A 22,007-nucleotide genomic window follows, 5' to 3' on the forward strand; every position below is an offset into this window, starting at 1 on the left:
GGCGAGCGATTTGCGGTTTTCTCGCCGTCTTGAGGACTGTCCTCTCCAGTCTGGTAGCCGTGGTTTATGGCCATAAGCATCTGCCGCGCAGGAATCGCGGGCCACCCGGCACCAAAACATTCGTTTCCGGGGCCATCCCCCAGGAGAGGCGTTTATGAGCACCACGGCAAACACACCTTCGGAGGCCCGAGACACTGCCAAGAATCTGCGCATTCTCGTGGCCGAGGCGGGAGCCGGACAGCTCGCCCGGGCCTTCCAGGAGGTCATTCCGAATTGGGGGACCGAGTGCCAACTCACTCTCGCGACCTCGGCTACCACGCTGGTGCCGACCATCGCCGCGGTGCGTCCCGACGCCATCTTCCTTGATCTTTCACTCTGCTGGCCGGAGCCCCTGCAGGCCGTGCGCCGGGTTCGCGGCGCGGCCCCCTTCACCCCGCTGATCATTTTGGCCAATCCTGCGGATAAACAATTTGCCGCCCTGGCCGTCGCGGAGGGCGCCCAGGACTATCTGCTGAAGGACTATGTAACTGCACGCACGCTGGAGCGGGTGTTGCGGGCGGCGCTGGAGCGCGCCGCCGTCGCCGCCGCCGCCGAATCCCCGGAGGTTCTCCGCGATACCTTGACGGGACTCTACAACGCGCGGGGTTTCGAGGTGCTTGCGGGGCGCTCTCTGCAGCGAGCCCGGCGCGTCGGCGGAACTCTCCTCATCCTGTGGGTGCGCGAAGAGAAACTGGGGGCGATTCGCGCGGCCTTCGGAAGGGAAGCGGCGGAGCGCTTGGAGCGCGAAATCGCGGAGGTTCTGTCCGGCATTTTTCGCCGTTCGGACCTGCTGGCCCACGTGGACGAGGGCGAATTCGTGGTTCTCGCGGCGGATGCCGGCGCAGCCGGAGCGCCACTTCTGCGCCACCGCCTGGAAATGCGTTTGGGGCAGCAGAATCGCGCGCCCGGCCGGCAGTTTTCGCTGAGCGTGCGCATCGGCAGCCGCCTGTGGTCCGCGGAGAGCGACGCTTCTCTCGAGAGCCTGATGCGGGAAAGCGCAGCGGCCGCCGGCGCACACGTCGCCGACAATGGCCCGCAGCCGGAGCTGGTCACGCTTCCGGAGGGAAATCCTCCGGGACGGAGACCGTGAAGAGTTCGCCGGCCCGCGCATCCGCTGGGGAGCCGCAGGCCGGCAGATTGCATTGGCGGAAGGCCATCCAAGGACATCCATGAGCCGCGCGCTGCACTTCCGAAAACAGCTTCGCCCGGCGGGGCCGCCGGTCGTGCTCCTGCGGTGCGCCGCACTGTATCCGGGCTTGCACGGCACCAGCGGGTTCGCCGAGCGCACGCCCTCCACCACTTTCCCCTGCAGCGTTGCCGGAGAACGACGATGAAGCCCGAACTCCTCGAAGAACTACAATCCGCCAGCCTCGCCGTTCCTCTGCGTCTGCTCCTTTTCCAGAATTCCCCGGAAGAGACCGCAGCGATCCTCCGCGAGCTGGAGCAGTCCGGCATCGCGGCGCAGGCGGACGTCATCGCCTCACCCGAGGAGTTCAGGCGTTGCCTGGCGGAGCGCTCCTACGACGCGGTGCTGGCGGACTACTGCCTCCCGGAGGGGTCCGGTTTCGAAGCCTTCCAGGAGCTGCGGCGCGGCGGAAAGGACACCCCCTTCCTGCTGCTCGCGGCGGCACTCCCCGAAGAGGAGGCCGTCGAATGCATCAAGCAGGGCGTCAGCGACTACATCCGCAAGGACCATCTATCCCGCCTGCCTCTGGCCCTCAAACGCGCGGTGCGCGAAAAAACTCTGCGCGAGGAAAGCGAGCGGGCCCAGGCCGCCCTGGCACGCAGCGCCGACCGCCTGCGCACCATCATCGAAGCCGAGCCTCATTGCGTCAAGATTCTGGACCGCGAGGGCTTGCTCCTGGAGATCAACCAGGCCGGGCTGCGCATGCTCGAAGCGGACAGAGCGGAGCAAGTCCTGGGGAAGGCCATCTGTCAACTGATCGTTCCGGAATACCGCGAACGTTTCCAGCGCTTGCACCAGGGGATCTGCGAGGGCGGCAGCGGCGTTCTGGAATTCGAGTCCATGGGCCTGCAAGGAACGCGCTGCTGGCTGGAGACGCATGCCGTTCCCTTTCGCGACGCCGAGGGCCGCATCATCGGTTCTCTCAGCGTCACCCGGGACATCAGCGAGCACAAGCGCGCCGAGGAGGCCCTGCGTCTCTCCGAAGCGCGCAACCGCGACCTCGTGGAAAACGCCGCCTACGGCATCTGCCGCGCCTCGCTCCACGGGGTTTTTCATTACCTCAACCCCGCTTTCCAGCGCATGCTCCAGTGCTCGTCCGCCGAAGAGGTCCGCGCCCTCAACCTTGTGGGCGATATCTTCCGCTATCCGGAGGAGTTCGCGTGCCTGCTGGCCTCCTGCCAAGAACAGGGGCGAATCAACGGCGCGGAAACCGAATGGCGCCGCCGCGATGGGAGCATTTTCACCGTGCGCCTCACCCTGCGCAGGGTCCTCACGCCTTCCGCTACGGAGAGCCTGGAGATCATCGCCGAGGACGTCACCGAGCTGCGCGCCATGGAGCGCCAGCTCCGCCAAGCGCAGAAATTCGAAGCTATCGGCCAGCTGGCCGGAGGCGTGGCCCACGATTTCAACAACGTCGTCGGCGCCATCCTCGGCTGGGCCGAGCTCGGCTTCGAGCAGACCAAGGACTCGCCGCAGGCCGCCCTCAAATTCGGGCGCATCCGCGAGCAGGCGGAGCGCGCCGCGGCTCTTACCAAGGAACTGCTGGCCTTCGCCCGCCAACAGATACTGCAGCCCCGCCCCGTGGACCTCAACGAAACCGTGAAGGGCCTGGCCAGCTTCCTGGACAAGGTCATCGGCCGGGACGTGGAACTGAGGGTCGAACATGCGCCACTCGATCCGGTGCGCGCCGATCCCACCCAGATCGAGCAAGTGCTCATGGACCTCTGCCTCAACGCCCGCGACGCCATGCCCAAAGGCGGCCGTCTGGTCATCACCACGGAAATGGCCGAACTCGACGAGCGCTACTGCCGCTTCTATTCCTATGCCCTCCCCGGCCGCTACGCCGTCCTTTCCGTTTCCGATACCGGCATGGGCATGGACGCCGAAACCCGCGAGCGCATCTTTGAACCGTTCTTCACCACCAAGGAGCTCGGCAAGGGCACCGGCATGGGCCTGGCCACCGTTTACGGCATCGTCAAGCAGCATAATGGCTTCATCCACGTTTACAGCGAGCCCGGCCATGGCAGCATGTTCCGCATCTATCTCCCCACCTGGCAGGAGACGGCCGCGGAAAAAGGCGACAGCGGAGAAGTTCCGTTGTGCGGGGCCGCCCGCGGCGGGAAAGAGACGATTCTCCTCGTCGAGGATCACGATTCCATCCGCGAGATGGCCCACCAGGCGCTCCTCGGCCTCGGCTATCGCGTGCTCCTTGCCTGCGACGGCGAACAAGCCCTGCAGCTCTGCGCCAGCGAAGCCCTGGACTTGGCCATTCTCGACGTGGTCATGCCCAAACTCGGAGGCATCGCCACCGCCGCGAAGCTGCGCAAACGCTTCCCCAACCTTCCCCTGATCTACAGCAGCGGCTACGTCTCCGAGCCCGCTAATTTCGCCAGCACCGGCCCCCCCGTTTTCTATCTCCCGAAGCCCTACACTCCCGCCGCCCTCGCACGCCTCGTCCGCCAGGTCCTGGAACAGGCCGCCCACGCCGCCACCCTCCCGTCTCCGTGAGGGGCTGCCGAAAAAAGCAATAACCGTCGTCTTGAATCCAGCGCACGATGGGAGTATAGCGAGGAGGGCAAGGACGGTTTGTTGTCACTTACGGATGCCAGGCAGATTGTGCGCGGAGCGCGATCACGCCCTCTGATTGATCCATTCCCAGCCAAAGCGGCCTTTGATACAGAGGTTTCCGTGGGTGACCGGCTGGTCGATCGGCGATGTCACTTTCACGATGCGTTCGTCCTGCACTTGAACCGTCAGCGTACAGCCAACGCCACAATAGGGGCAGATCGTGTCCGTCTTCGTTTGCCGGGATTCATCCCAGGCGCCAGCCCGGCGCATCTCGTATTCGCTGCGAAACATCAGCGCACCCGTCGGGCATACGCCGATGCAGTTCCCGCAATAGACGCAGGCGGACTCGGGCAGCGGCACGTTGTATTCCGTGGAGATACGCGCGGCAAAGCCGCGTCCGGCAACGGCGATCGCGAAGGTGTTTTGCGCATCCTTTCCGCAGGCTTCCACGCACTTGTAGCAGAGGATGCACTTTCCGTAGTCGCGCACGTACAGGTCATTGTCCACCTTCACCGGCTGCGCCACGGTAGCGGCACGGTTGGCGGCAGGCGCGTGGTGATGTCCCGGCCGCGCCGTATCCCGCTGCCCCTCAGGAGCAGGTGCTGCCGCGGGGCCGAACCGCTCCGGCCGGGCATCGTAACGCCGCATGTATTCCTGGATTTGCGGCGCAGTGGAGACGTCCACTGCGGAAGCGAGCAATTCCAGGACTAAGCGGCGGCTCAGCCGTACCCGCTCCGAATCCGTTTTCACCACCATGCCCGCTTCGGCTTTGCGCGAGCAGGAAGGAACCAGCATCCGCGACCCTTCCACTTCCACGACGCAGATGCGGCAGACGTTTACGGGAGTCAGCGTCTCCAGATAGCAGAGCGTGGGCGTTTCCACGCCAATGCTACGCGCGGCTTCCAGCAGCGTGGCACCTTCGGGAACCGCGACCCGCCGACCGTCGATGGTGATCTCCACCGTGGCCGCAGGAGGCGGAGGCGGCAGGATGGGCAGGGGACCACGGGGTACCGGAATCCTGGCTTCGGGAATATTTTTTGCGCTCATCGCTGGCCCTCGAAAACCGGGAATTTCGCCAGCGCAGATTCGATGGCGCTGGAAGCCGTCTGGCCGAGACCGCAGATGGAAGCGTCGCGCATGGCTTGGCCCACCTCCTTCAAGAGCAGTAGTTCGCCAGAGACGGAGGTCAAAGACATGCCGGAGACCAGGCGATGCATAATTTCCTGCTGGCGAAGCGTTCCAATACGGCATGGAACACACTGCCCGCACGATTCGTCCCGAAAGAAGGCCGCAAGGCGCAGCAGCATCTGGCGCAGGTCCACGCTGTCATCCAAGGGCATCACCACACCCGAGCCCAGCGCGGCGCCGACACCCCGCAGGCCTTCGAAGGTCAGCGGGGTATCGAGCTCTTGCGGCCCCAGAAATGCTCCCGCTGCGCCGCCGATGAGCGCCGCCTGCAGCTTTCCCGTTCCTGCGATGCCTCCCGCCAGGTCCAGCAACTGCCGCAGGGTGATGCCAAACGGCGCTTCGTAAACTCCCGGCTTGGCGACGTGGCCGGAGAGACAGAACAGCTTTGTTCCCGTGGAACGCTCGGTGCCGACAGCCGCGAAGGCCTTCCCGCCTTGCAGGACGATGTGCGGGATATTCAGAAGCGTCTCCACATTATTAATGATGGTGGGTTTTCCGAATAACCCGGCTTGCGTGGGGAAGGGAGGTTTATTGCGCGGTTCGCCGCGGTAACCCTCGATGGAATTCAGCAGGGCCGTTTCTTCTCCGCAGATGTAGGCGCCAGCACCCACGCGCAGCTCGATTTCGAAATGCACGCCCTGGCCGGCAATGTCGCCGCCGAGAAAACCAGCTGCGCGTGACTCGCGAAGCGCCTGCTCCACGCGCCGTCTGGCCTCGGGATACTCTCCGCGCAGGTACAGATAGCCCTGTTCGCATCCGGTGGCGAAACCCGCGATGATCATGGACTCGATTAGGGCAAAGGGATCGCCTTCCATCAGCACGCGATCCTTGAACGTGCCGGGTTCCGATTCGTCGGCATTGCAGATCAGATAGCGCGGCGCGGGAGTATTGCGCAGCGCATCCCACTTCTGGCCCGTGGGGAAGGCGGCTCCGCCCCGCCCGGCCAATTTCGATTCGATGACTTCCCGAATCACCGCGGCGGGCCCCATGGCGATGGCCCGGCGCAGGGCCAGAAAGCCTCCTGCGGCGCAATATTCGGCGAAACTCTCCGGATCCACCAGCCCGATGCGGCGCAGCAACTGCAGGCCGCTCTGCCCGGACTGCGGAATGGAAATGCGCAGCGGGGGTTGCGGAATCTGCCGGTCCGTCAAGGCCGCCTGCACGTCGCCTGGCTGAGCGAATCCGAACGCCTGTTCGAAGGGACGCGCGCCGGCAACCTTCACGAAAGCCGCGGGCGCTTTTTCGCACAGGCCGAGGCACGGGCTGCGCTGCCAGGTGCTTTTTCCATCCTTGCTTGATCCGGCGGGCCCGAAAGTTTTTTCCATCGCGGCACACAGCCGTTCGGACCCTTTGGCTTGGCAGGCGAGGTCCTCGCAGATGTGGGCCACGGCCGGGGGCTGCTTCTGCGTGGCCAACAGTCCGTAGAAGTCCGCTACGCCATAGGCATCGGCGGGCGGCACCTCCAGCAGGCTGCTGGCGTAGTTCAGCGCACCCGGACTGGTCCAGCCCGCGGCATTCTGAATGGCTTGCAGCACCGGCGGCAGATAGCTGCGTTTGGGGGCCCCGGCGGGGATCGACGCAACGACACGATCCACGGCCGCTTTTTCCTCTGCCGTGGCCACCGCCTCCGTAAAATGAAGATCCATGATGGGCGCTCAGTTCCCGGAACGATCCCCGGCACTTTCGCTCTTGCCGATCTTTTCAATGCGCACGGCCGTGGCCTTGAACTCCGAAGTGCCGGACTTCGGATCCACAGCGTCCACCGTCAATTCGTTGGTGGCCACCTGCTCCGGAAAATGAAGCGTCAGGAAGGCCAGTCCGGGGCGCAAGCCCGGATCGAAGCGGACCGGAGCCCGCACCGACCCGCGCCGCGAGAGCACGCGCACGACCTCCCCCTCGCGAAGGCCATACGCACGCCCGTCTTCCGGGGAGAGGTCAATGGTCTCCCCGTGCCGCAGGGGCGAGGAGTAACGCGAACTCTGCACGCCCGTGTTGTAGGAATCCAAACGGCGGCCGGTCGTCAGACGAACTGGAAACTCTTCGTCGAGCGCGTCCACGGGCGGCACATAGTCCACGCAACTGAAGGGAGCGAAGGGACCGATGACCGGGCGTTTCCACAATCGTGCATGCAGGTACTGTTCTCCCGGGTGCGTTTCGTCGTAGCAAGGCCACTGCAATCCTTGCGCGGTTTCGAGCCGGGCATAACTCATGCCCGCATGCAGGGGGCTCAACTCGCGTAACTCGTTCCAGAGTTCCTCGGCGCTGGGAGTACCGAGATCGCGCCCCATTTTGCGGGAGAGATCGCAGAGAATCTGAATATCGTCGCGCACTCCCGGCGGAGGGGGCAGTGCCCGGCGCACCCGCTGCACGCGTCGTTCGCTATTGGTGACGGTGCCTTCGGATTCGCACCACCCGGCAGCAGCCGGGAATACCACGTCCGCCATCTCCGCGGTCTGGGTCAGCAACATGTCCTGGACCACCAGGATATCCAGCCCCTGCAGCAGCCGCATGGTGCGGTGCTGGTCCGCTTCGGAGTTCGCGGGATTTTCTCCGATCACGTACAGCGCCTTGAGCTCGCCGCGCTCCATGGCGTCGAACATCCCGCTCAAGTGCCATCCTTTCCTGGGCGGGATCTTTACGCACCATTTTTTTTCGAATTTTCCGCGCAGCTCGTCGTTTTCCACGTGCTGAAATCCCGGCAGACGGTCGGGCAGGGCTCCCATGTCGCCGCCGCCCTGCACGTTGTTTTGTCCGCGCAGCGGATTCAGCCCCGAGCCGTAGCGCCCCACGTGCCCGGTGAGCAGGGCGAGGTTGATCAGCGAAAGAACATTGTCCACGCCGTTCCGGTGCTCGGTGATGCCCAGCGTCCAGCAGATCTGCGCGCGCCCGGCGCGCCCATAGGCCTGGGCCAATTCGCGGATCGTTTCTCCGGGTATGCCGCAGATCTTCGCGGCATAGGCCAGGGTGTACTTCTCGACGTGCCGGCGGAATTCCTCAAAACCCACGGTCGCGTTCTCGATGAAGCTCCGGTTTTCCAGGCCGCCAGCGAGGATCTCCCGGGCCACGGCATTGGCCAGCGCGATATCCGTTCCTACGTTCAGCCCCAGCCACTTCTCGGCCCACTGCGCGGAGGTGGTCCGGCGCGGGTCCACCGCAAAGAGCCGCGCTCCCCCGTGAATGCCCTTGAGCACGTGATGGAAAAAGATGGGGTGCGTTTCCCGGGCGTTGGATCCCCACAGGACAATGAGGTCCGCCCCTTCTATCTCCCGATAGGAGCTGGTGCCGCCGCCCGCCCCGAAGACCGTCGCCAGACCGACGACGCTGGGGGCGTGTCAAGTTCGGTTGCAGCTGTCAATGTTGTTGCTGCCGATCACCACGCGCGCGAATTTCTGCGCCAGGAAATTCATTTCGTTGGTGGTCTTGGAGCAGCTGAACAGTCCAAAGCTCTGCGCGCCGTGCTTTTGCACGACGCCGGCGAAGCCTTGGGCGGCTCGCGCGAGCGCCTCTTCCCACGTGGCAGCTCGCAGCTTGCCGTTCTCCCGCACCAGCGGAGTGGAGAGCCGTTTGTCTTGCGTCGCCATATGCGTTTTCCACCTGGGACAGCCAGTTGCCTCGCGGTCGTGCCGAAACGGACCAAACGGGCAGCGCCACGGCCCGCGATGCGGCGAATCCCGGGTTCCCTACCCCCTGGTACGCCATTCTAGCAGGGGCAAATGCGTCCGGTGACGAACTTTACGCGAAGGCTTGCAGCCCTGCGCCTCGCAGGGCCGCCATGTGAACGCACAATTAATTTTCCCTGGCCTTTCGATACGGTACCTTTTTGGCGTTGACAGCAACTGGAGCGGATGTTATATCCAAAGCAATAGAAAGCCCTTCGGTGCTGAGTCTCAAGCTGCCTGAGGTTGCGCCTGGCGCGAGCGAAGCAGCGGTTCTGCCTGCGAAGGTGGAAGTGCTTGTCACCCAAGGGTCTGGAACAGCAACACCCACCCCACCCCGGGAGGTGAGAGCCTTGCGGTTTTCACCTCCTTTTTATTTCAATTGGGCCCAGCTCCGCGCCGCCGCTCGCTGCGGCACACCACGACCCGTTCGTCTGCCTGCCGGAAAGGGAAAGTAGGAACCGGAAACTTACTTGTCGGAGCGTCCGCTCGAAACCGTGCGCGCTTCGGGACTCTTCGGCGACCAGTCCTCGGGGGGAAAGGCCACGCGCCAGAAAGTGGGCCGGGCGGTGGAAAATTCCAAGCCGATTTCGGACTTGCCGGAGCGGACCGGGCCGAGAAAGGCCACGAAGCACTCCTGCTCTTCTTCCGTGCGCTTGTGCTTCAGCAGCACTTTGCCGCCGCTCTGCAGCTTGGCTTTCAGCAGCACCAGCGCGCCGTGCGCATTGATCGCCAGGGTGTCCGTGTGCTCTTCGAAGGAATGGCCCTGGACGTCCGTGCCTTTGATGGCCACGCCGACCTGCATCAGCACGCGTTGACTGCGGCGCCGCGCGCCGCCGGGTACTGGACTATTGGGATTCTGCGCCATGACTTTTCTTCTAGATTTACTATACGCCGCGGAGCCGGAAAGTCGAGAGCCTTCCCGTGGCCTCGTGTACAACTAAGATATGGCGCGCCGGGACGTCCGTCCGCGGGCAGCGGCGGAAGCGCTCAGGAGCGCTGGTCGATTGGCACGTAGTTCCGCGTGTCGTGGCCGAGATAGACTTGCCGGGGCCGCGCGATCTTCTGCTCGGGGTCCAGCAGCATCTCTTCCCACTGCGCGATCCAGCCCGAAGTCCGGGGAATGGCGAAGAGCACCGGGAACATGGTCATCGGGAAGCCCATGGACTGGTAGATCAGGCCGGTGTAGAAGTCCACATTGGGGTACAGCTTGCGCTTCACGAAGTATTCGTCCTCGAGGGCGATGCGTTCGCACTCCAGAGCGATCTCCAGGAGGGGATTTTTGCCCATCAGTTCGAACACTTCGTAGGCGATGCCCTTGATGATGCGCGCGCGCGGATCGTAGTTCTTGTACACGCGGTGGCCGAAGCCCATCAGCTTCGTCTCCCCCGCCTTCACCCGCTTGATGAAGTCCGGCACCTTCTGCACCGAGCCGATCTCCTTCAGCATGTGCAGCACTTCCTCGTTGGCGCCGCCATGCAGCGGACCGTAAAGCGCCGCGATGGCCGCCGCCGTGGCGGAATAGGGATCCACGTGCGAGCTGCCCACCCCGCGGATGGTGTTCGCCGAACAGTTCTGCTCGTGATCCGCGTGCAGGATGAAGAGCACGTCCAGCGCCTTCTCCAGAGTGGGGTTCGGCCGGTACTTGGTCTCCGAGGTTTTGAACAGCATGTTCAGGAAATTGCCGGCGTAGCTCAGCTCGTTGTCCGGATAGACGAAGGGCATCCCTAGGGTGTGCCGATAGGAGAACGCCGCTATCGTCGGCATCTTGCCCACCAGCCGGTAGGTCTGCTTCTTCCGGGACTCCACGCTAAAAATGTCCTTGGCGTCATGATAGAAGGTGGACAGCGCCGCGATCGTCGAGATGGTCATGCCCATGGGATGCGCGTCGTAATGAAAGCCGTCGAGAAACTTCTTGATGCTCTCGTGGATGAAGGTGTGGTGGGTAACGTGGTAGGTCCAGTCCTTGAGCTGCGCCGCGGTCGGGAGTTCCCCGTTGAGCAGCAGGTAGGCGGTCTCCAGGTAGGTGCTCTTCTCCGCCAGGTCCTCGATGGGATAGCCGCGGTAGCGCAAGATGCCCGCGTCGCCGTCGATGTAGGTCACCTTGCTGATGCACGAAGCGGTGTTGTTGAACGCCGGATCGTAGCTCATCATGCCGAATTCTTTGGGGTCCACTTTGATCTGGCGGAGGTCCATGGCCCGGATGGTGCCGTGGGTGATGGGCACTTCGTAGCTCTTCCCGGTGCGATTGTCGGTAATGGTCAGCGTTTCCCGCGGCATGGAGGAGGCCTCTGCGTTCTTGGATGGCGATACCGGCTGAACTGGATTCATGGATGTACCCGTGCGGGGCGGCTGGCGCCCGCGTGCCTCTCCACTTTACACCAAGGAGGGGGGCGGCGGAAATGGGCGCCCCGGAGAAGCGATTCAAACGAATGTTTGAAAAGGCCGGCGGGTTGGGCGGCAGTAGTCCTCTGGACAATAGTCGTTATAACGTGTACTATGCGGGGTGCCGCGCTCCGGCGTCCCGGAGACGGCCCCAGGAGATTCCATGATAAAGCTTCGCCGCAGCCCCGAGCGCGGCCACTTCGACCACGGCTGGCTCGACACCTTTCACACTTTTTCCTTCGCCGACTACTACGACCCGCGGCACATGCACTTTCGCACCCTGCGCGTGATCAACGAGGACCGTGTCGCGCCCGGCGCCGGCTTTCCCACCCACCCGCACCGCGACATGGAGATCGTCACCTACGTCCTGGAAGGCGCTTTGCAGCACCGCGACAGCATGGGCCACGGCTCGGTCATCCGCCCCGGCGAGGTGCAGCGCATGAGCGCCGGCAGCGGTGTGACGCACAGCGAATACAACGCCTCCGAGAGCGAGCCCGTACACCTGCTCCAGATCTGGATGCTTCCGGAGCGCAAGGGCATCGCGCCCAGCTACGAGCAGAAGGCTTTCAGCGCGGAAGAACGCCGCGGAAAGCTGCGCCTGGTCGCTTCTCCGGACGGCCGCGAGGGCTCGGTCACCATTCATCAGGACAACGCGCTCTATGCGGCGCTGTTGGGCCCCGGCGAGACCGTGCGTCACGCCCTGGCGCCGAACCGTCACGCCTGGCTGCACGTGGCCCGCGGGCGCGTCACGCTCAACGGCACGGAGCTCGCCGCCGGCGACGGCGCCGCCATCTCCCAGGAGAAATTCGCGGAACTCAGCGGCGTGCAGGACGCGGAAGTGCTGCTTTTCGATTTAGCCTGATTGCTTTGCAGGGGCAGGGGCGCCTCTTGGGGCGCACGCACTGCGAGACAGCCGGGGCGGGCAAGCCCCGCCCGAGCCTGTCTTTTTCTCAGCCGCGGGTGCGCTGGAATTCGCGCATGAAGCCGACCAGCGCTTCGACGGCTTCGAGCGAAACCGCGTTGTAGAGCGAGGCGCGCATGCCGCCCACCGAGCGGTGCCCGGCCAGGCCGATGAGGCCCGCCGCCGTGGCTTCCTGCGCAAACTGTTTTTCGAGGGCTTCGTTTCCGCCGGCCACGCGGAAGACCACGTTCATCTTCGAGCGCGAGGCTTTCTCCACCGGACAGGTATAGAAGCTGCCGGCATCCAGCGCGTCATAGAGCAGCTTGGCTTTGGCCGCGTTGCGCTTTTCCATGCCGGCGAGGCCGCCTTGTGCTTCGATCCACTCGGTCACCAGGCCGATGATGTATACCGCGAAGGTCGGCGGCGTGTGATAGAGCGATTTTTCCTTGATGTGCGTGCGGTACTGCAGCACCGTCGGCAGATTCTTGTCCGCGCGCTCGGCCAGGTCCTTGCGCACGATCACCACGGTCGCGCCGGAAGGACCGAGGTTTTTCTGGGCGCCGGCGAAGATCAGCCCGAACTTCTTGACGTCCACGGGGCGCGAGGCGATATCCGAAGACATGTCCGCAACCAGGGGCACCCCGCCGGTCTCCGGCGGCGCGGTCCACTGTGTGCCCTCGATGGTGTTGTTGGTGCACATATAGACGTAGGAGGCGTCCGGCGAGAGCGAAATCTCTTCCAGACGAGGCACGCGCGTGAATTTCCCGGCTTCCGTGCTCGCCGCGATGCGGTGGGCCACGCCTTTCTTCAGCTCGGCGATGGCCTTGGCGGTCCAGCTCCCGGTATGCAGCACGTCCACGGGCTTCCCCGGAAGGCACAGGTTCATGGGCACCATGGTGAACTGCAAGCTGCCGCCGCCCTGCACAAAAATCACCGCGTAGTCTTCGGGAATTCCCAGGTGCTGACGCAGCCCCTGTTCAGCGTGCGCGTTGATGGCCTCGAATTCCGGCGAGCGGTGGCTCATCTCCATCACGGACATGCCGCAGCCGCGGTAATCCAGCAGCTCCTCGCGGATGCGCTCCAGGACCGGGAGGGGCAGGGCCCCCGGGCCGGCGTTGAAATTGAAAACACGCTTCGTGTTGCGCGCACTGCCTGTGGGAAAACTCACGATGGTCGAATCCTCTCTGTGGAAATGGGGCGGTGGGCGGGAGGGGCCGGCGGCGCCATGTGTTCCACCCTACAGAGTAGCAGAAATCGCCGGTTCTCCTCTCCTCCGGCGGAACGCGGCGGGCCGCCGGGGGCGCGTTTTTTCCGCGGAGAATGCCGGAGGCAGAAGACCAATTTTGCCAATGGAGAGAGGCTCTCCGCCCAAGAAATCGGCTTGACTCGCCTAGCGCCTCTGAGTCCTAATATGCCTGCTTTCTTCTCTGGGGGCATTCGTTTACGGCGCGTCCGCCTCTTTCCCGGGGGAACGCCCGCAGGCGATGAGGAGACACTTGGGAGTACCGCACGTTGCTTTAGTTCGCCGTCCGACACAAACGCTCGAATTTTCCATCGGCAGCGTGCCCTTCCGTGTCTCTCTTCCGAACGATACTCTTTATCACTCCGCCGCGGCCCGCTACGCCGCGTTTCAAGGGGCGGAGGGAGATCCATTTCCCATCCGAGTTATCGAATTGGACGAGCCGGCACAGGGTGCGGCGGAGTTTGCCTACGAATGGGAGCAAAGCCGGCTGCAGTGCTGCGCCGGGGAAGCGCTCTTCACGAGCGTACGCAATGAATATGTATTCGATTCCTTGCTGCGCATCCTGTTTTCCTGGATTCTGCTGCCCCGCAGCGGTTTTCTATTGCATGCGGCCACGGTCGTGCGCCAGGGGCGCGCCTACGTCTTCACCGGGCGTTCCGGCGCCGGGAAGAGCACGCTGGCCTCGCTGGCGCCCGCGGGCAGCGTGCTGACCGACGAGATTTCGCTGCTGCGCTTCGAAGAGGGCGCCTGGCGCGCCTACGGCACGCCGTTCTGGGGCGAATTTCGTGCCGGCGATGTGAATCACAGCGCTCCCGTGGCCGGCATTTTCCGCCTGGTGCAGGCCCCGGAGAATCGCGCCGCGCCGCGCCGCCCGGCGGAGTTGCTGCGCGCGCTTTTGCCCAACGTCTTGTTTTTTTCCGCGCAGCCTGCGGCCAACGGCCGGCTCCTGGAGATTCTCAGCGGCGTTGCGGAAGAGATCCCCGGATACGATCTGGAGTTCCGTAAAGACCGAACGGTCTGGGAGGTTCTGCCCGCATGAGCACGACGATTCCCTGGCAGAAGAATCCGCTTCTGGCCTGGCGGGAAATCGATGGCGAAACGGTCATCATCTCGCCCAGCGACAGCGTGATGCACGAGCTCAACGAGACCGCCAGCTTCATCTGGCGGCAGATCGACGGGCGCTGTTCCGCCGCGGACCTCGCCGGGATGCTCGCCGCCGAATACGAAGTACCGCCGGGAGATGCGCTGGCCGACACCGAAGCGCTGCTGCAGCAACTGGCCACGCGCGAGCTGCTCGTCACCGCCGCGGCCGCGGGCGGAGCCGCGCGTTGAGCACAGCGGCACAGGCTGCTGCTTCCGTAATGGAGCGGGTGGCCGCGCGCACCGCGCGCAAGCACCATCCGCTCCATGTCCACTTTGACCTGACCTATCGTTGCAACGAGCGCTGCGTCCATTGCTATCTCGACCATGAGGACCACGGCGAACTCAGCACCACCGAAATCCTCCGGGTGCTCGAGGAGCTGGCGGCTGCCGGCGTTCTCACTCTGACGTTCAGCGGCGGCGAAATTTTTCTTCGCCCCGATCTCTTCGAAATTCTCGCGGCGGCCCGCGGCTTGCACTTTGATATCAGCCTCAAGACCAATGCTGTGCTGGTCACCGCGGAGCGCGCCACGCGTTTGCACCAACTGGGCGTTCGCAACATCCAGATCAGCGTCTATAGCGACGACCCGGTCGTGCATGACGCCATTACCAAAGTATCCGGCTCGCTCGCGCGCACTCTCGCTGCCGTCCCGTGGCTCGTCGCGCAGGGGATAAAGGTCCGGCTGGCCTGCCCGCTGATGCAGCAGAATCTGATGGCCTACCGCGGGGTTATGGCCCTGGCCGAAAAACTGGGCGTATCCTATAGCTTCGACCCCACCATCACGCCGATGATGGACGGCTCCGCGGGGCCGCTCGCGCATCGCGTCTCGACTGCCGCGCTGTTGCCCGTCCTGCAGGATCCCGTCTTGAGCGCCTGCCGCCCGCGGCCCGCGGCCCAAGCGGATGTCGCCAGGCCTTCCGGGAAGCTCGTCCCTGCACTGGCCAGCGCCGTCTCCAGCGGTCTTGAATCCTCCGCCTACGAGGACATCCCCTGCAGCGCCGGCCACAACAGTTTCTACATTTCTCCCTACGGCGATGTTCTTCCTTGCGTGCAGTTGCCGCAGCCGGCGGGGAACCTTCGCCGCCAACGCTTCCGTGACATCTGGCAGCATGCCTCCTCTCTCGAACAACTCCGAGCCGTGCGCGAAAGCCAGCTCCCGCTTTGTTCCTCCTGCGAGATTCGCGGCTATTGCGAGCGTTGTCCGGGGCTGGCTTTGATGGAGGGGGGCGACGTTCTGGGCGCGTACGAGCGCGCCTGCGAGCTGGCCGAGCAAAAGGCGCGTTTCGCGGGCGTGGCCCGCCCGCTCAGCGCCCTGCATGCGGAACAAGCTGCCGCGGCGGGAAATTGACGCGCCAGTCGAAACGAACTTTCTTGTGACCAGGTACAACTCGTTCTAAAGTAAAGGACACGACGCATGGCCGAAAATCACAAGACGCCGCCCGCAACGCCCAAGGGCAAAAAGCCGTACAGCAAGCCCACCGTCGCTTCGGAACCGATCTACGAAACGACGGCGCTGGCATGCAATAAGGTGAATTCCGTGGGTAGCTGCAGAGGCCCGGGAAACAAAACGTCCTGATTTTTCGGGTCGCGGACGCGCCGCAAGCGTTCCGGGCTCTGCAGGGAACGGCGCGCCAGCGCCGCGGGCCGGGCTCGCGAGATTCTTTGCATCCCATCCTGTTTCTTTGGACAAGTTCCGTAGAACCCCTTGTTGACCGTAATCGCTGAAAGAAAGACTCTATTCGCGGACCTGCGCGTTTTGCCCGGGAAACGCTGTGTTTCACCGGCGGAAACTGGCGGCAGGCTACGCGATGCCCGGATCACACCGCAACCAAGAAGATCTCGCGCTCTCCGCCCACCCGCCGCGCGGGCGATGGAGGAGGGCGTCCTCTTCTTCCGCGCCGGGCCTGCGCTCCGGGAGCTCCCCGGCGCCTTTGTACCCGCCCGCTTCGGAAACTTCTGCGGTGCCGGCGCCCGCGACCGGAGGGCTGGCCTTTCCTGCACTGGGCGCCGTGCCGTTGCCCGATCCCGGATTTTCGCGCGCCGAAGACGCTGGGATATCCTTTGCGGAACGCCGCTCGGGTGCCTGCGCCATCGGCGGCGAACGCCGTACGAGCGATGCCCAAGCCGTTGCCGAGGCGCTGCTGAACCACAGCCGCGTGGTGCTTCGTGTTTACGGAGCCAGCATGCTTCCCTGGGTGCGGCCGGGCGACGTCGTGGTCATCCACAGCGCTTCGCCAGACACCGTGCGCTGTGGTGACGTGGTTCTTTTCCGGCGCGGCGACAGGCTGTATGTTCACCGTATTGTCGAAAGACGCGGCCTGCGCCAGGGTGCCCGTTTTCTCGCCAAGGGCGACGCCAATCCTCATGCCGACGGCATCATTGGCCAGGAAGAGATTCTCGGCCGGGTCCTGAGCCTCTATCGCGGCAACCGGCTTATCGATCTCGATTCGCCGGGGCAGCTGATGCTCGGCCTGCTGATCGCCCAGTTTTCCCGGTGCAGCAGCCTGGGCTACCTGCTCGCGCGGGTGGCGAGCGGGGTTGCGCGCCCGGCGCGCCGCGTGCTGCACCTGCTGGCTCCGTCCAGCGTTCTTTCCCGCTGACCCGCTGTCTCTCGTAAGCGCGACCGCGAAGCGGTCAACTTCACGTGTGACCGCAAAGCGGTCAACTTTCCGCGTTCACCAGAGCGAATTCCACGCGCCGGCGCATGGGGTCGATGCGCTCCGCGCGCACGCGCACCCGGTCGCCCAGCCGCCAGGCGCGCGCTGCGGGCTTGACCGCGGCGTGCCGCGCGGGGGCACGGCCGTGGGCGTGCGGGGCGAGGGCCACCAGCGCGTGGTCGCGCTCGCGGTAGACACAGCGCGCCTGCGCCGCCTCTTCCAGAGCGCTCACCGGCAGCAACCCCTCCACGAAGACCTCGAATAGCTCCACGAAGCAGCCGTACTTCTGCACGGAGATAATCAGCGCGTCGAACTCATCGCCCAGCCGCCCTTCCATGTACTGCGCGCGCTTCCAGTTCATCAGCTCGCGCTCGGCGGCGTCCGCGCGGCGCTCCGCGTCCGAAGTTTCCGTGCCCAGCTCTTCTAGGTGCGGGCGGGTGTACACCGCGGCCTCCGCGCCGCGGGGCGCGCCGCGCGCGGGAGCGGTTTCGCGCGGCGAAGGCGCGGCGGAGTCCGGATGCGCCAGCGCCCACTTCAGGATGCGGTGCACGATGAGGTCGGGATAGCGGCGGATGGGCGAGGTGAAATGGGTGTATTCGTCGAAACCCAGGGCGAAGTGGCCGAGCGCGTCGGCGGCATAGCGCGCCTGCTTCAGCGAGCGCAGCATCAGGTAGGAGATGATGCGCTCCTCGGGCTTCCCGGCGAGCTTCTGCACCAGGCGCTGGTAGTGCTGCGGGGAGATGCGCAGCTCCACGCCCGGGGTGGCGCCGGGCAGCGTGACGCGCATCGCCCGCGGCCGCCCGTGCCCGTAGGAATCGGGCCGCCCCCGCCGCGCGGGCGCCGGCACGCGCCCGTGGCGCACGGGCATCACGCGTTCGAAAAGGCCCTCCACGCCCAGGGAATACCCGAAGGCCCGCGCCAGCTCCTCGAACTCCAGCACCTTTTTGGCGTCCGGCTTTTCGTGCACGCGGTGCAGCGAGGCGATGCCGCGCTTTTCGAGGTAGCCGGCCACCGCGCGGTTGGCCGCCAGCATGAACTCTTCGATCAGGCGGTGCGCGTCGTTGCGCTCGCTGCGCGAGATGCTGGTCATGCGCAGCTGTTCGTCGAATTCGATGACCGGCTCGGGGAGGTCGAAATCGATGGAGCCGCGCTCGCTGCGGCGGGCGTTGAGGAGCAGCGCCAGTTCGCGCATGTCCTGGAAATGGTGGGCCAGCGCGGCATACTCCGCGGTGGTCTCCGCGTCGCCCTGCAGCACCTTGTTGACGTTGGTGTAAGTCATGCGCGCGGCCGAGCGGATTACCCCGGGCACGAAGCGCGCCGAGAGCATGTGCCCCGCGGCGTCCAACTCCAGCAAGGCGCTCAACACCAGGCGCTCTTCGTGGGGGTTGAGCGAGCAGATGCCGCTGGAGAGCTCCTCGGGCAGCATGGGCACGGCGCGGCTCGGGAAATAGACGCTGGTGCTGCGCAGGCGCGCGTCGCGGTCCAGCGCGGTTCCCGCACGCACGTAATGCGAGACGTCCGCGATGTGCACGGCCAGGTGCCAGCCGCCGCCGGGGCGGCGCTCGATGTACACGGCGTCGTCGAAATCCCGCGCCGTTTCTCCGTCGATGGTGACGATCGGCAGATGGCGGAAATCCTCACGCCCCTCGCGGTCGTGGGCGCTCACCGGCTGCGCGCGCTCGTTGGCTTCCTCGAGCGCATCCCCGGGAAAGACGTGCGGCAGGTGGTGCTTGCGGATGATGATCTCCGTGTCCACCCCGATATCGCCCGGGCGGCCCACGATCTCCACCACGCGCCCGGTCGCGCCGCCTCCGCCCCGGGGATAGCGCACCATCTCCACGTTCACCACCGCGCCGTCCAGCTCCGGCAGGCGCGGCAGCCGCCGCAGATGCGCGGGATGCCTGCCTCGCGCTGCATGCTCTTCCGCGGGAGGCAGCCCGAGCTTTTCCGCGAGCGTCTCGCGCAGCCCGGGCGTCAGCTCCTCGCCGGGGGGAATCTCGATTTCGTGCTGGATGCGCGTGTCGTAGGGCAGGACCACGTTGCCGCGCGCGCCGTAGCGGAAGAGGCCCACGATGGTGGGATGCGCCCGCTCCAGCACGCGCAGGATGCGCCCCTCGGCGCGCTGTGCGCCGGGGATTCCGCTCATGCGCGTGATCTTGGCCAGCACGCGGTCGGAGTGCATGGCGTCCTCGATGGCGTCGCGGCCGATGAAGATGTCGCCGTCGAGATGCGGCAGCGGCGTTTCGGGCACGACGAAGCCGTAGCCGTCCTGGTGCAGCACCAGCCGCCCGGTCACGGTGTCCCGGCCAGCCGCCGCAGCGGCGAGTCCCGCGGCTTCGTGGCGCTCGCGGCCCGCGGCGGGCGTGAGGCCCTTGCGGCCGAAGACGCGGTAGCGTCCACCGGGCAGCTCTTCGATGGCGCCGCGTTTTTTCATCTTGGCGAGGATTTTGTGGAGCATGCGGCGGGCATGCTTGGGCAGGCGCAGACCGCCGGCAATTTCATTGGTGTTTGCAGGGCTTCCGCGATCTTGCAGAAAATGCAAGACATCGGCGTATTGGATGGTGTCCGTGCGAGGCATCTTGGAAAGCGGCGAAAGGGCGTCCCGCTTCTCCTGCGATTCTAACGACAAATCGCCCGCGGGGCGCAACTTTTCGATGCCGGCTTATGTTTCCCGTGGAACAATTGCGGAACGCCAGGTGATTGCTGCGATTCGAATCGCGGCTATGGCAACGGCGCGAACCACTCGCGCGACGGGCTTTCGATGATCTTCATCAGCCCGTCCGTGACGTATTCACGGTAATGCGCCGTGGCGCGGTGCGCGATTGTCGCGCTCCGCTAGTCGTGCCAGGAGTCCTTGAACTCCGGAATGCGCCGGCCCAGGGCGCGCTCCGCGCAGGTCAGGCCGGCGCGTGCCGCGCGGTCCACACCGATGCCGCGCGAACGGAAGGTTTCCGAAGCGAAGTACAGGCCGTCCACGTTCGGCGCGGAGTAGTCCGGCCGGTATTTCCCGACGAGGCCGGGCTTCTGGATTACGCCGAAGGCCGGCTGAGCCACCAGGTGCCGCTTCTTCCAGACGATGTTCTTGTCCGTCCAGGTGCCGGGATAGAAGGTCTTAAGGTCCTGTTCCACCAGATCGAAGTGCTGCTCCACCCACTTCGGACTGCGCAGGCCCTGGTAGACGAAGCCGCAGTTGAACAGGTGCATGCCCGGCGGCGCGATCTGCGGGTCGTAGCCCGTGCCCAGAAAGGCGAAGCCGCCCAGCTTGCTGTGCGGCGCGCCGAACCACACCGCCAGCTCCGTGGGGTGAATGCCGGTGTACACCGGTTCGCGCGTCGCCGCGTAAACGCCCAGCCAGCACGCGCGGAACTGATCCTGCGCCAGCATCTTGATTTGCGCCACGTACCAGTCCGGGAGATCCTCCTCGCGCACGAAATTCAGCACGTTCCACACCGGCAGCGTGGAGATTACGCATTCCGTCTCCACCACCTCCCAGTTATAGGCTTCGTTGGGGATTGCGCGCGGGCCCTTCTCGCAGGCTACGCCCACCACGCGGCCATTCTCGATGAGCAGTTTCTGCGCCGTGGTCTGCATCCAGATCTCGCCGCCGTGCCGGGTCACCCCGTCGGCCATCTGCTGGAACATGCCGTCCCAGCCGCCCACCGGCCAGAAGGAATAACCGGCCATGCGCTTTTCCATGTAGTGCATCTTGCGCACGTAGAGGTTGTCGCTGGCCACGTGGTCGTACCAGTGCTCGGTCATGGCCTCGGCCGCGGTGATGTATTCGAAAAGCGCGATGACCCCTTCGCTGGTGGTGTACTTGCGCAGCCAGGTGCGCAGCGGCACGTCGTCGTAGTTGTCGAACTCCTTGAAGTCGATATCCGTGAGGATCTGGATGATCTTTTTCAGCTCGCTCTTGTCGGTGTTGTAGAGCTCCTGCACCGGTTTCCAGCGGTCGCCGACCCACACGGGCATGCCCTTGCTGGTCGGCCCGTGCTCCAGTTTCCCGCCGATGTATTCGATGATCTTGGTGATTCCCGAGCCGCTGTCTTCCAGGAGATGCCCGCCGAGATTCAGGCGGTAGCCCTCATAAGGAATGGCCATGCCGCGCCCGCCCAGGTATGCGTCCCGGTCCATCACCAGAACCTTTTTGCCCTGCTTGGCCAGGATCGCTCCCGCGCTCAATCCTGCCGCTCCTGCACCAATGACCACCACGTCGTATTTAGCCATGTGTCCGGTCCCTTTCCTGCAGTTGGTTTTCGGTATCTCTTTCCGGTGCTACTGCTCGGTGTAGCCGCCGTCGGCCACCAAGGCGTGCCCGGTGACGTAGCCCGCTTCGTCGCTGGCCAGGAACAGCGCGCAGTTGGCGATTTCCTCCGGCTTGCCCAGGCGGTTGAGCATAGTGTAGCTGCCGTACAATTTCTTGATCGCTTCCGGGTCCTTGGGGTTGAGGGTCTCCGCGGCGCGCTGGATCATCGGCGTGTCGATGGGGCCGGGGCAGATGCTGTTCACGCGGATGTGGTGCGCCGCGTAGTCCGCGGCCATGCTGCGCGTGAGCTGCACGATGGCGGCCTTGGACGCCCCGTAGGCCGAATATTCCTTGACCGCCACCAGCCCGCCGATCGAGCCGAGGTTGATCACCGAGCCGCCGCCGGCCTTGATGATTTCCGGCACGCCGAAGCGGCTCATCACGAAGGTGCCGCGCAGGTTCACGCCGATCTGCCGGTCCCAGTCCTCTTCTTTCGCGGTGGTCACCGAGCCGACCGTTTCGATCCCGGCGTTGTTCACCAGGATCTCCAGCCCGCCCAGAAAAGCTACCGCTTCCTGCACCATGCGTTGCGCGTCCGCGGTTCTGGAGACGTCGCCGATGGTGCACATGGCCTTGTGCCCCCTGGCCGTCAACTGCTTCACCACCTCCTGGGCGTCCGCCTTGTTGATGTCGGCGATGGCCACCGCGGCGCCTTCGGCCGTGAAGCGCTCCGCCATGGCCCGGCCCAGGCCGGAGCCCCCGCCGGTGATCAATGCCCGCTTGTTTTTCAGTCGCAT

The 22,007-nt window shown here is 65.0% G+C and carries 16 protein-coding genes; 7 read left to right on the top strand and 9 right to left on the bottom strand.

The window, feature by feature from the left end; genetic code table 11:
* The first annotated feature begins 154 nt into the window (after positions 1-154).
* Both LAN61_00130 and LAN61_00135 read left to right on the top strand, forming a co-directional pair.
* Entirely contained in the window at positions 155-1,129 is a 975-nt protein-coding gene (locus tag LAN61_00130; GenBank protein MBZ5538903.1) for a diguanylate cyclase, read from the top strand.
* Positions 1,130-1,369: 240 nt separating this feature from the next.
* Positions 1,370-3,733: a response regulator gene (locus LAN61_00135; GenBank protein MBZ5538904.1), complete on the top strand. Its 2,364-nt coding sequence runs from the start codon at positions 1,370-1,372 to the stop codon at positions 3,731-3,733.
* 123 nt (positions 3,734-3,856) lie between these two features.
* Here the strand turns inward: LAN61_00135 and LAN61_00140 are convergent, their stop codons facing one another.
* The 5 genes from LAN61_00140 to LAN61_00160 all read right to left on the bottom strand — a co-directional run bounded on the left by LAN61_00140 (position 3,857) and on the right by LAN61_00160 (position 10,917).
* Complete coding sequence (locus tag LAN61_00140; protein ID MBZ5538905.1) at positions 3,857-4,840, bottom strand: (2Fe-2S)-binding protein; 984 nt, start codon at positions 4,838-4,840, stop codon at positions 3,857-3,859.
* Complete coding sequence (locus LAN61_00145; GenBank protein MBZ5538906.1) at positions 4,837-6,627, bottom strand: NAD(P)H-dependent oxidoreductase subunit E; 1,791 nt, start codon at positions 6,625-6,627, stop codon at positions 4,837-4,839. Before LAN61_00145 ends, LAN61_00140 begins: the two co-directional genes overlap by 4 nt.
* Positions 6,628-6,636: 9 nt before the next feature.
* On the bottom strand, positions 6,637-8,562 hold the full coding sequence (locus tag LAN61_00150) for a molybdopterin-dependent oxidoreductase (GenBank protein MBZ5538907.1): 1,926 nt from the start codon (positions 8,560-8,562) through the stop codon (positions 6,637-6,639).
* Between the two features lie 544 nt (positions 8,563-9,106).
* Positions 9,107-9,505, bottom strand: a complete 399-nt coding sequence (locus tag LAN61_00155) for a hypothetical protein (GenBank protein MBZ5538908.1) — start codon at positions 9,503-9,505, stop codon at positions 9,107-9,109.
* A gap of 122 nt (positions 9,506-9,627) precedes the next feature.
* Positions 9,628-10,917, bottom strand: a complete 1,290-nt coding sequence (locus tag LAN61_00160; protein MBZ5538909.1) for a citrate synthase — start codon at positions 10,915-10,917, stop codon at positions 9,628-9,630.
* Between the two features lie 268 nt (positions 10,918-11,185).
* Here LAN61_00160 and LAN61_00165 point away from each other — a divergent pair, with 268 nt between their 5' ends.
* Positions 11,186-11,884, top strand: a complete 699-nt coding sequence (locus LAN61_00165; GenBank protein MBZ5538910.1) for a pirin family protein — start codon at positions 11,186-11,188, stop codon at positions 11,882-11,884.
* Positions 11,885-11,972: 88 nt separating this feature from the next.
* Here the strand turns inward: LAN61_00165 and serC are convergent, their stop codons facing one another.
* The gene (gene serC, locus LAN61_00170; GenBank protein ID MBZ5538911.1) at positions 11,973-13,091 is read right to left on the bottom strand and encodes a 3-phosphoserine/phosphohydroxythreonine transaminase; all 1,119 of its coding nucleotides are present in this window, start codon (positions 13,089-13,091) and stop codon (positions 11,973-11,975) included.
* A 505-nt stretch (positions 13,092-13,596) separates the two neighbouring features.
* Between serC and LAN61_00175 the strand changes: the two genes are divergently transcribed.
* The 4 genes from LAN61_00175 (at position 13,597) to LAN61_00190 (ending at position 16,907) form a co-directional block, all read left to right on the top strand.
* On the top strand, positions 13,597-14,205 hold the full coding sequence (locus LAN61_00175) for a hypothetical protein (GenBank protein ID MBZ5538912.1): 609 nt from the start codon (positions 13,597-13,599) through the stop codon (positions 14,203-14,205).
* Entirely contained in the window at positions 14,202-14,498 is a 297-nt protein-coding gene (locus tag LAN61_00180) for a PqqD family protein (GenBank protein ID MBZ5538913.1), read from the top strand. Before LAN61_00175 ends, LAN61_00180 begins: the two co-directional genes overlap by 4 nt.
* Positions 14,495-15,655, top strand: a complete 1,161-nt coding sequence (locus LAN61_00185) for a radical SAM protein (GenBank protein ID MBZ5538914.1) — start codon at positions 14,495-14,497, stop codon at positions 15,653-15,655. Before LAN61_00180 ends, LAN61_00185 begins: the two co-directional genes overlap by 4 nt.
* A gap of 613 nt (positions 15,656-16,268) precedes the next feature.
* Complete coding sequence (locus LAN61_00190; protein ID MBZ5538915.1) at positions 16,269-16,907, top strand: signal peptidase I; 639 nt, start codon at positions 16,269-16,271, stop codon at positions 16,905-16,907.
* A gap of 61 nt (positions 16,908-16,968) precedes the next feature.
* Here the strand turns inward: LAN61_00190 and LAN61_00195 are convergent, their stop codons facing one another.
* From LAN61_00195 to LAN61_00205, 3 genes are all read right to left on the bottom strand, one after another.
* A complete protein-coding gene (locus LAN61_00195; GenBank protein MBZ5538916.1) occupies positions 16,969-19,542 on the bottom strand; it encodes an RNB domain-containing ribonuclease in 2,574 nt (857 codons plus the stop codon).
* A gap of 257 nt (positions 19,543-19,799) precedes the next feature.
* A complete protein-coding gene (locus LAN61_00200) occupies positions 19,800-21,191 on the bottom strand; it encodes an FAD-dependent oxidoreductase (GenBank protein ID MBZ5538917.1) in 1,392 nt (463 codons plus the stop codon).
* Between the two features lie 48 nt (positions 21,192-21,239).
* Entirely contained in the window at positions 21,240-22,007 is a 768-nt protein-coding gene (locus tag LAN61_00205) for an SDR family oxidoreductase (GenBank protein MBZ5538918.1), read from the bottom strand.

Source organism: Terriglobia bacterium, from assembly GCA_020072785.1.
GTDB lineage: Bacteria > Acidobacteriota > Terriglobia > Acidiferrales > UBA7541 > Acidiferrum.

What these genes read in the sequence shown, in the direction of transcription:
- LAN61_00130 (MBZ5538903.1), top strand. Translation starts at nt 155, where the DNA reads ATGAGCACCACGGCAAACACACCTTCGGAGGCCCGAGACACTGCCAAG.
- LAN61_00135 (MBZ5538904.1), top strand. Translation starts at nt 1,370, where the DNA reads ATGAAGCCCGAACTCCTCGAAGAACTACAATCCGCCAGCCTCGCCGTT.
- LAN61_00140 (MBZ5538905.1), bottom strand. Translation starts at nt 4,840, where the DNA reads ATGAGCGCAAAAAATATTCCCGAAGCCAGGATTCCGGTACCCCGTGGT.
- LAN61_00145 (MBZ5538906.1), bottom strand. Translation starts at nt 6,627, where the DNA reads ATGGATCTTCATTTTACGGAGGCGGTGGCCACGGCAGAGGAAAAAGCG.
- LAN61_00155 (MBZ5538908.1), bottom strand. Translation starts at nt 9,505, where the DNA reads ATGGCGCAGAATCCCAATAGTCCAGTACCCGGCGGCGCGCGGCGCCGC.
- LAN61_00160 (MBZ5538909.1), bottom strand. Translation starts at nt 10,917, where the DNA reads ATGCCGCGGGAAACGCTGACCATTACCGACAATCGCACCGGGAAGAGC.
- LAN61_00165 (MBZ5538910.1), top strand. Translation starts at nt 11,186, where the DNA reads ATGATAAAGCTTCGCCGCAGCCCCGAGCGCGGCCACTTCGACCACGGC.
- LAN61_00180 (MBZ5538913.1), top strand. Translation starts at nt 14,202, where the DNA reads ATGAGCACGACGATTCCCTGGCAGAAGAATCCGCTTCTGGCCTGGCGG.
- LAN61_00195 (MBZ5538916.1), bottom strand. Translation starts at nt 19,542, where the DNA reads ATGCCTCGCACGGACACCATCCAATACGCCGATGTCTTGCATTTTCTG.
- LAN61_00200 (MBZ5538917.1), bottom strand. Translation starts at nt 21,191, where the DNA reads ATGGCTAAATACGACGTGGTGGTCATTGGTGCAGGAGCGGCAGGATTG.
- LAN61_00205 (MBZ5538918.1), bottom strand. Translation starts at nt 22,007, where the DNA reads ATGCGACTGAAAAACAAGCGGGCATTGATCACCGGCGGGGGCTCCGGC.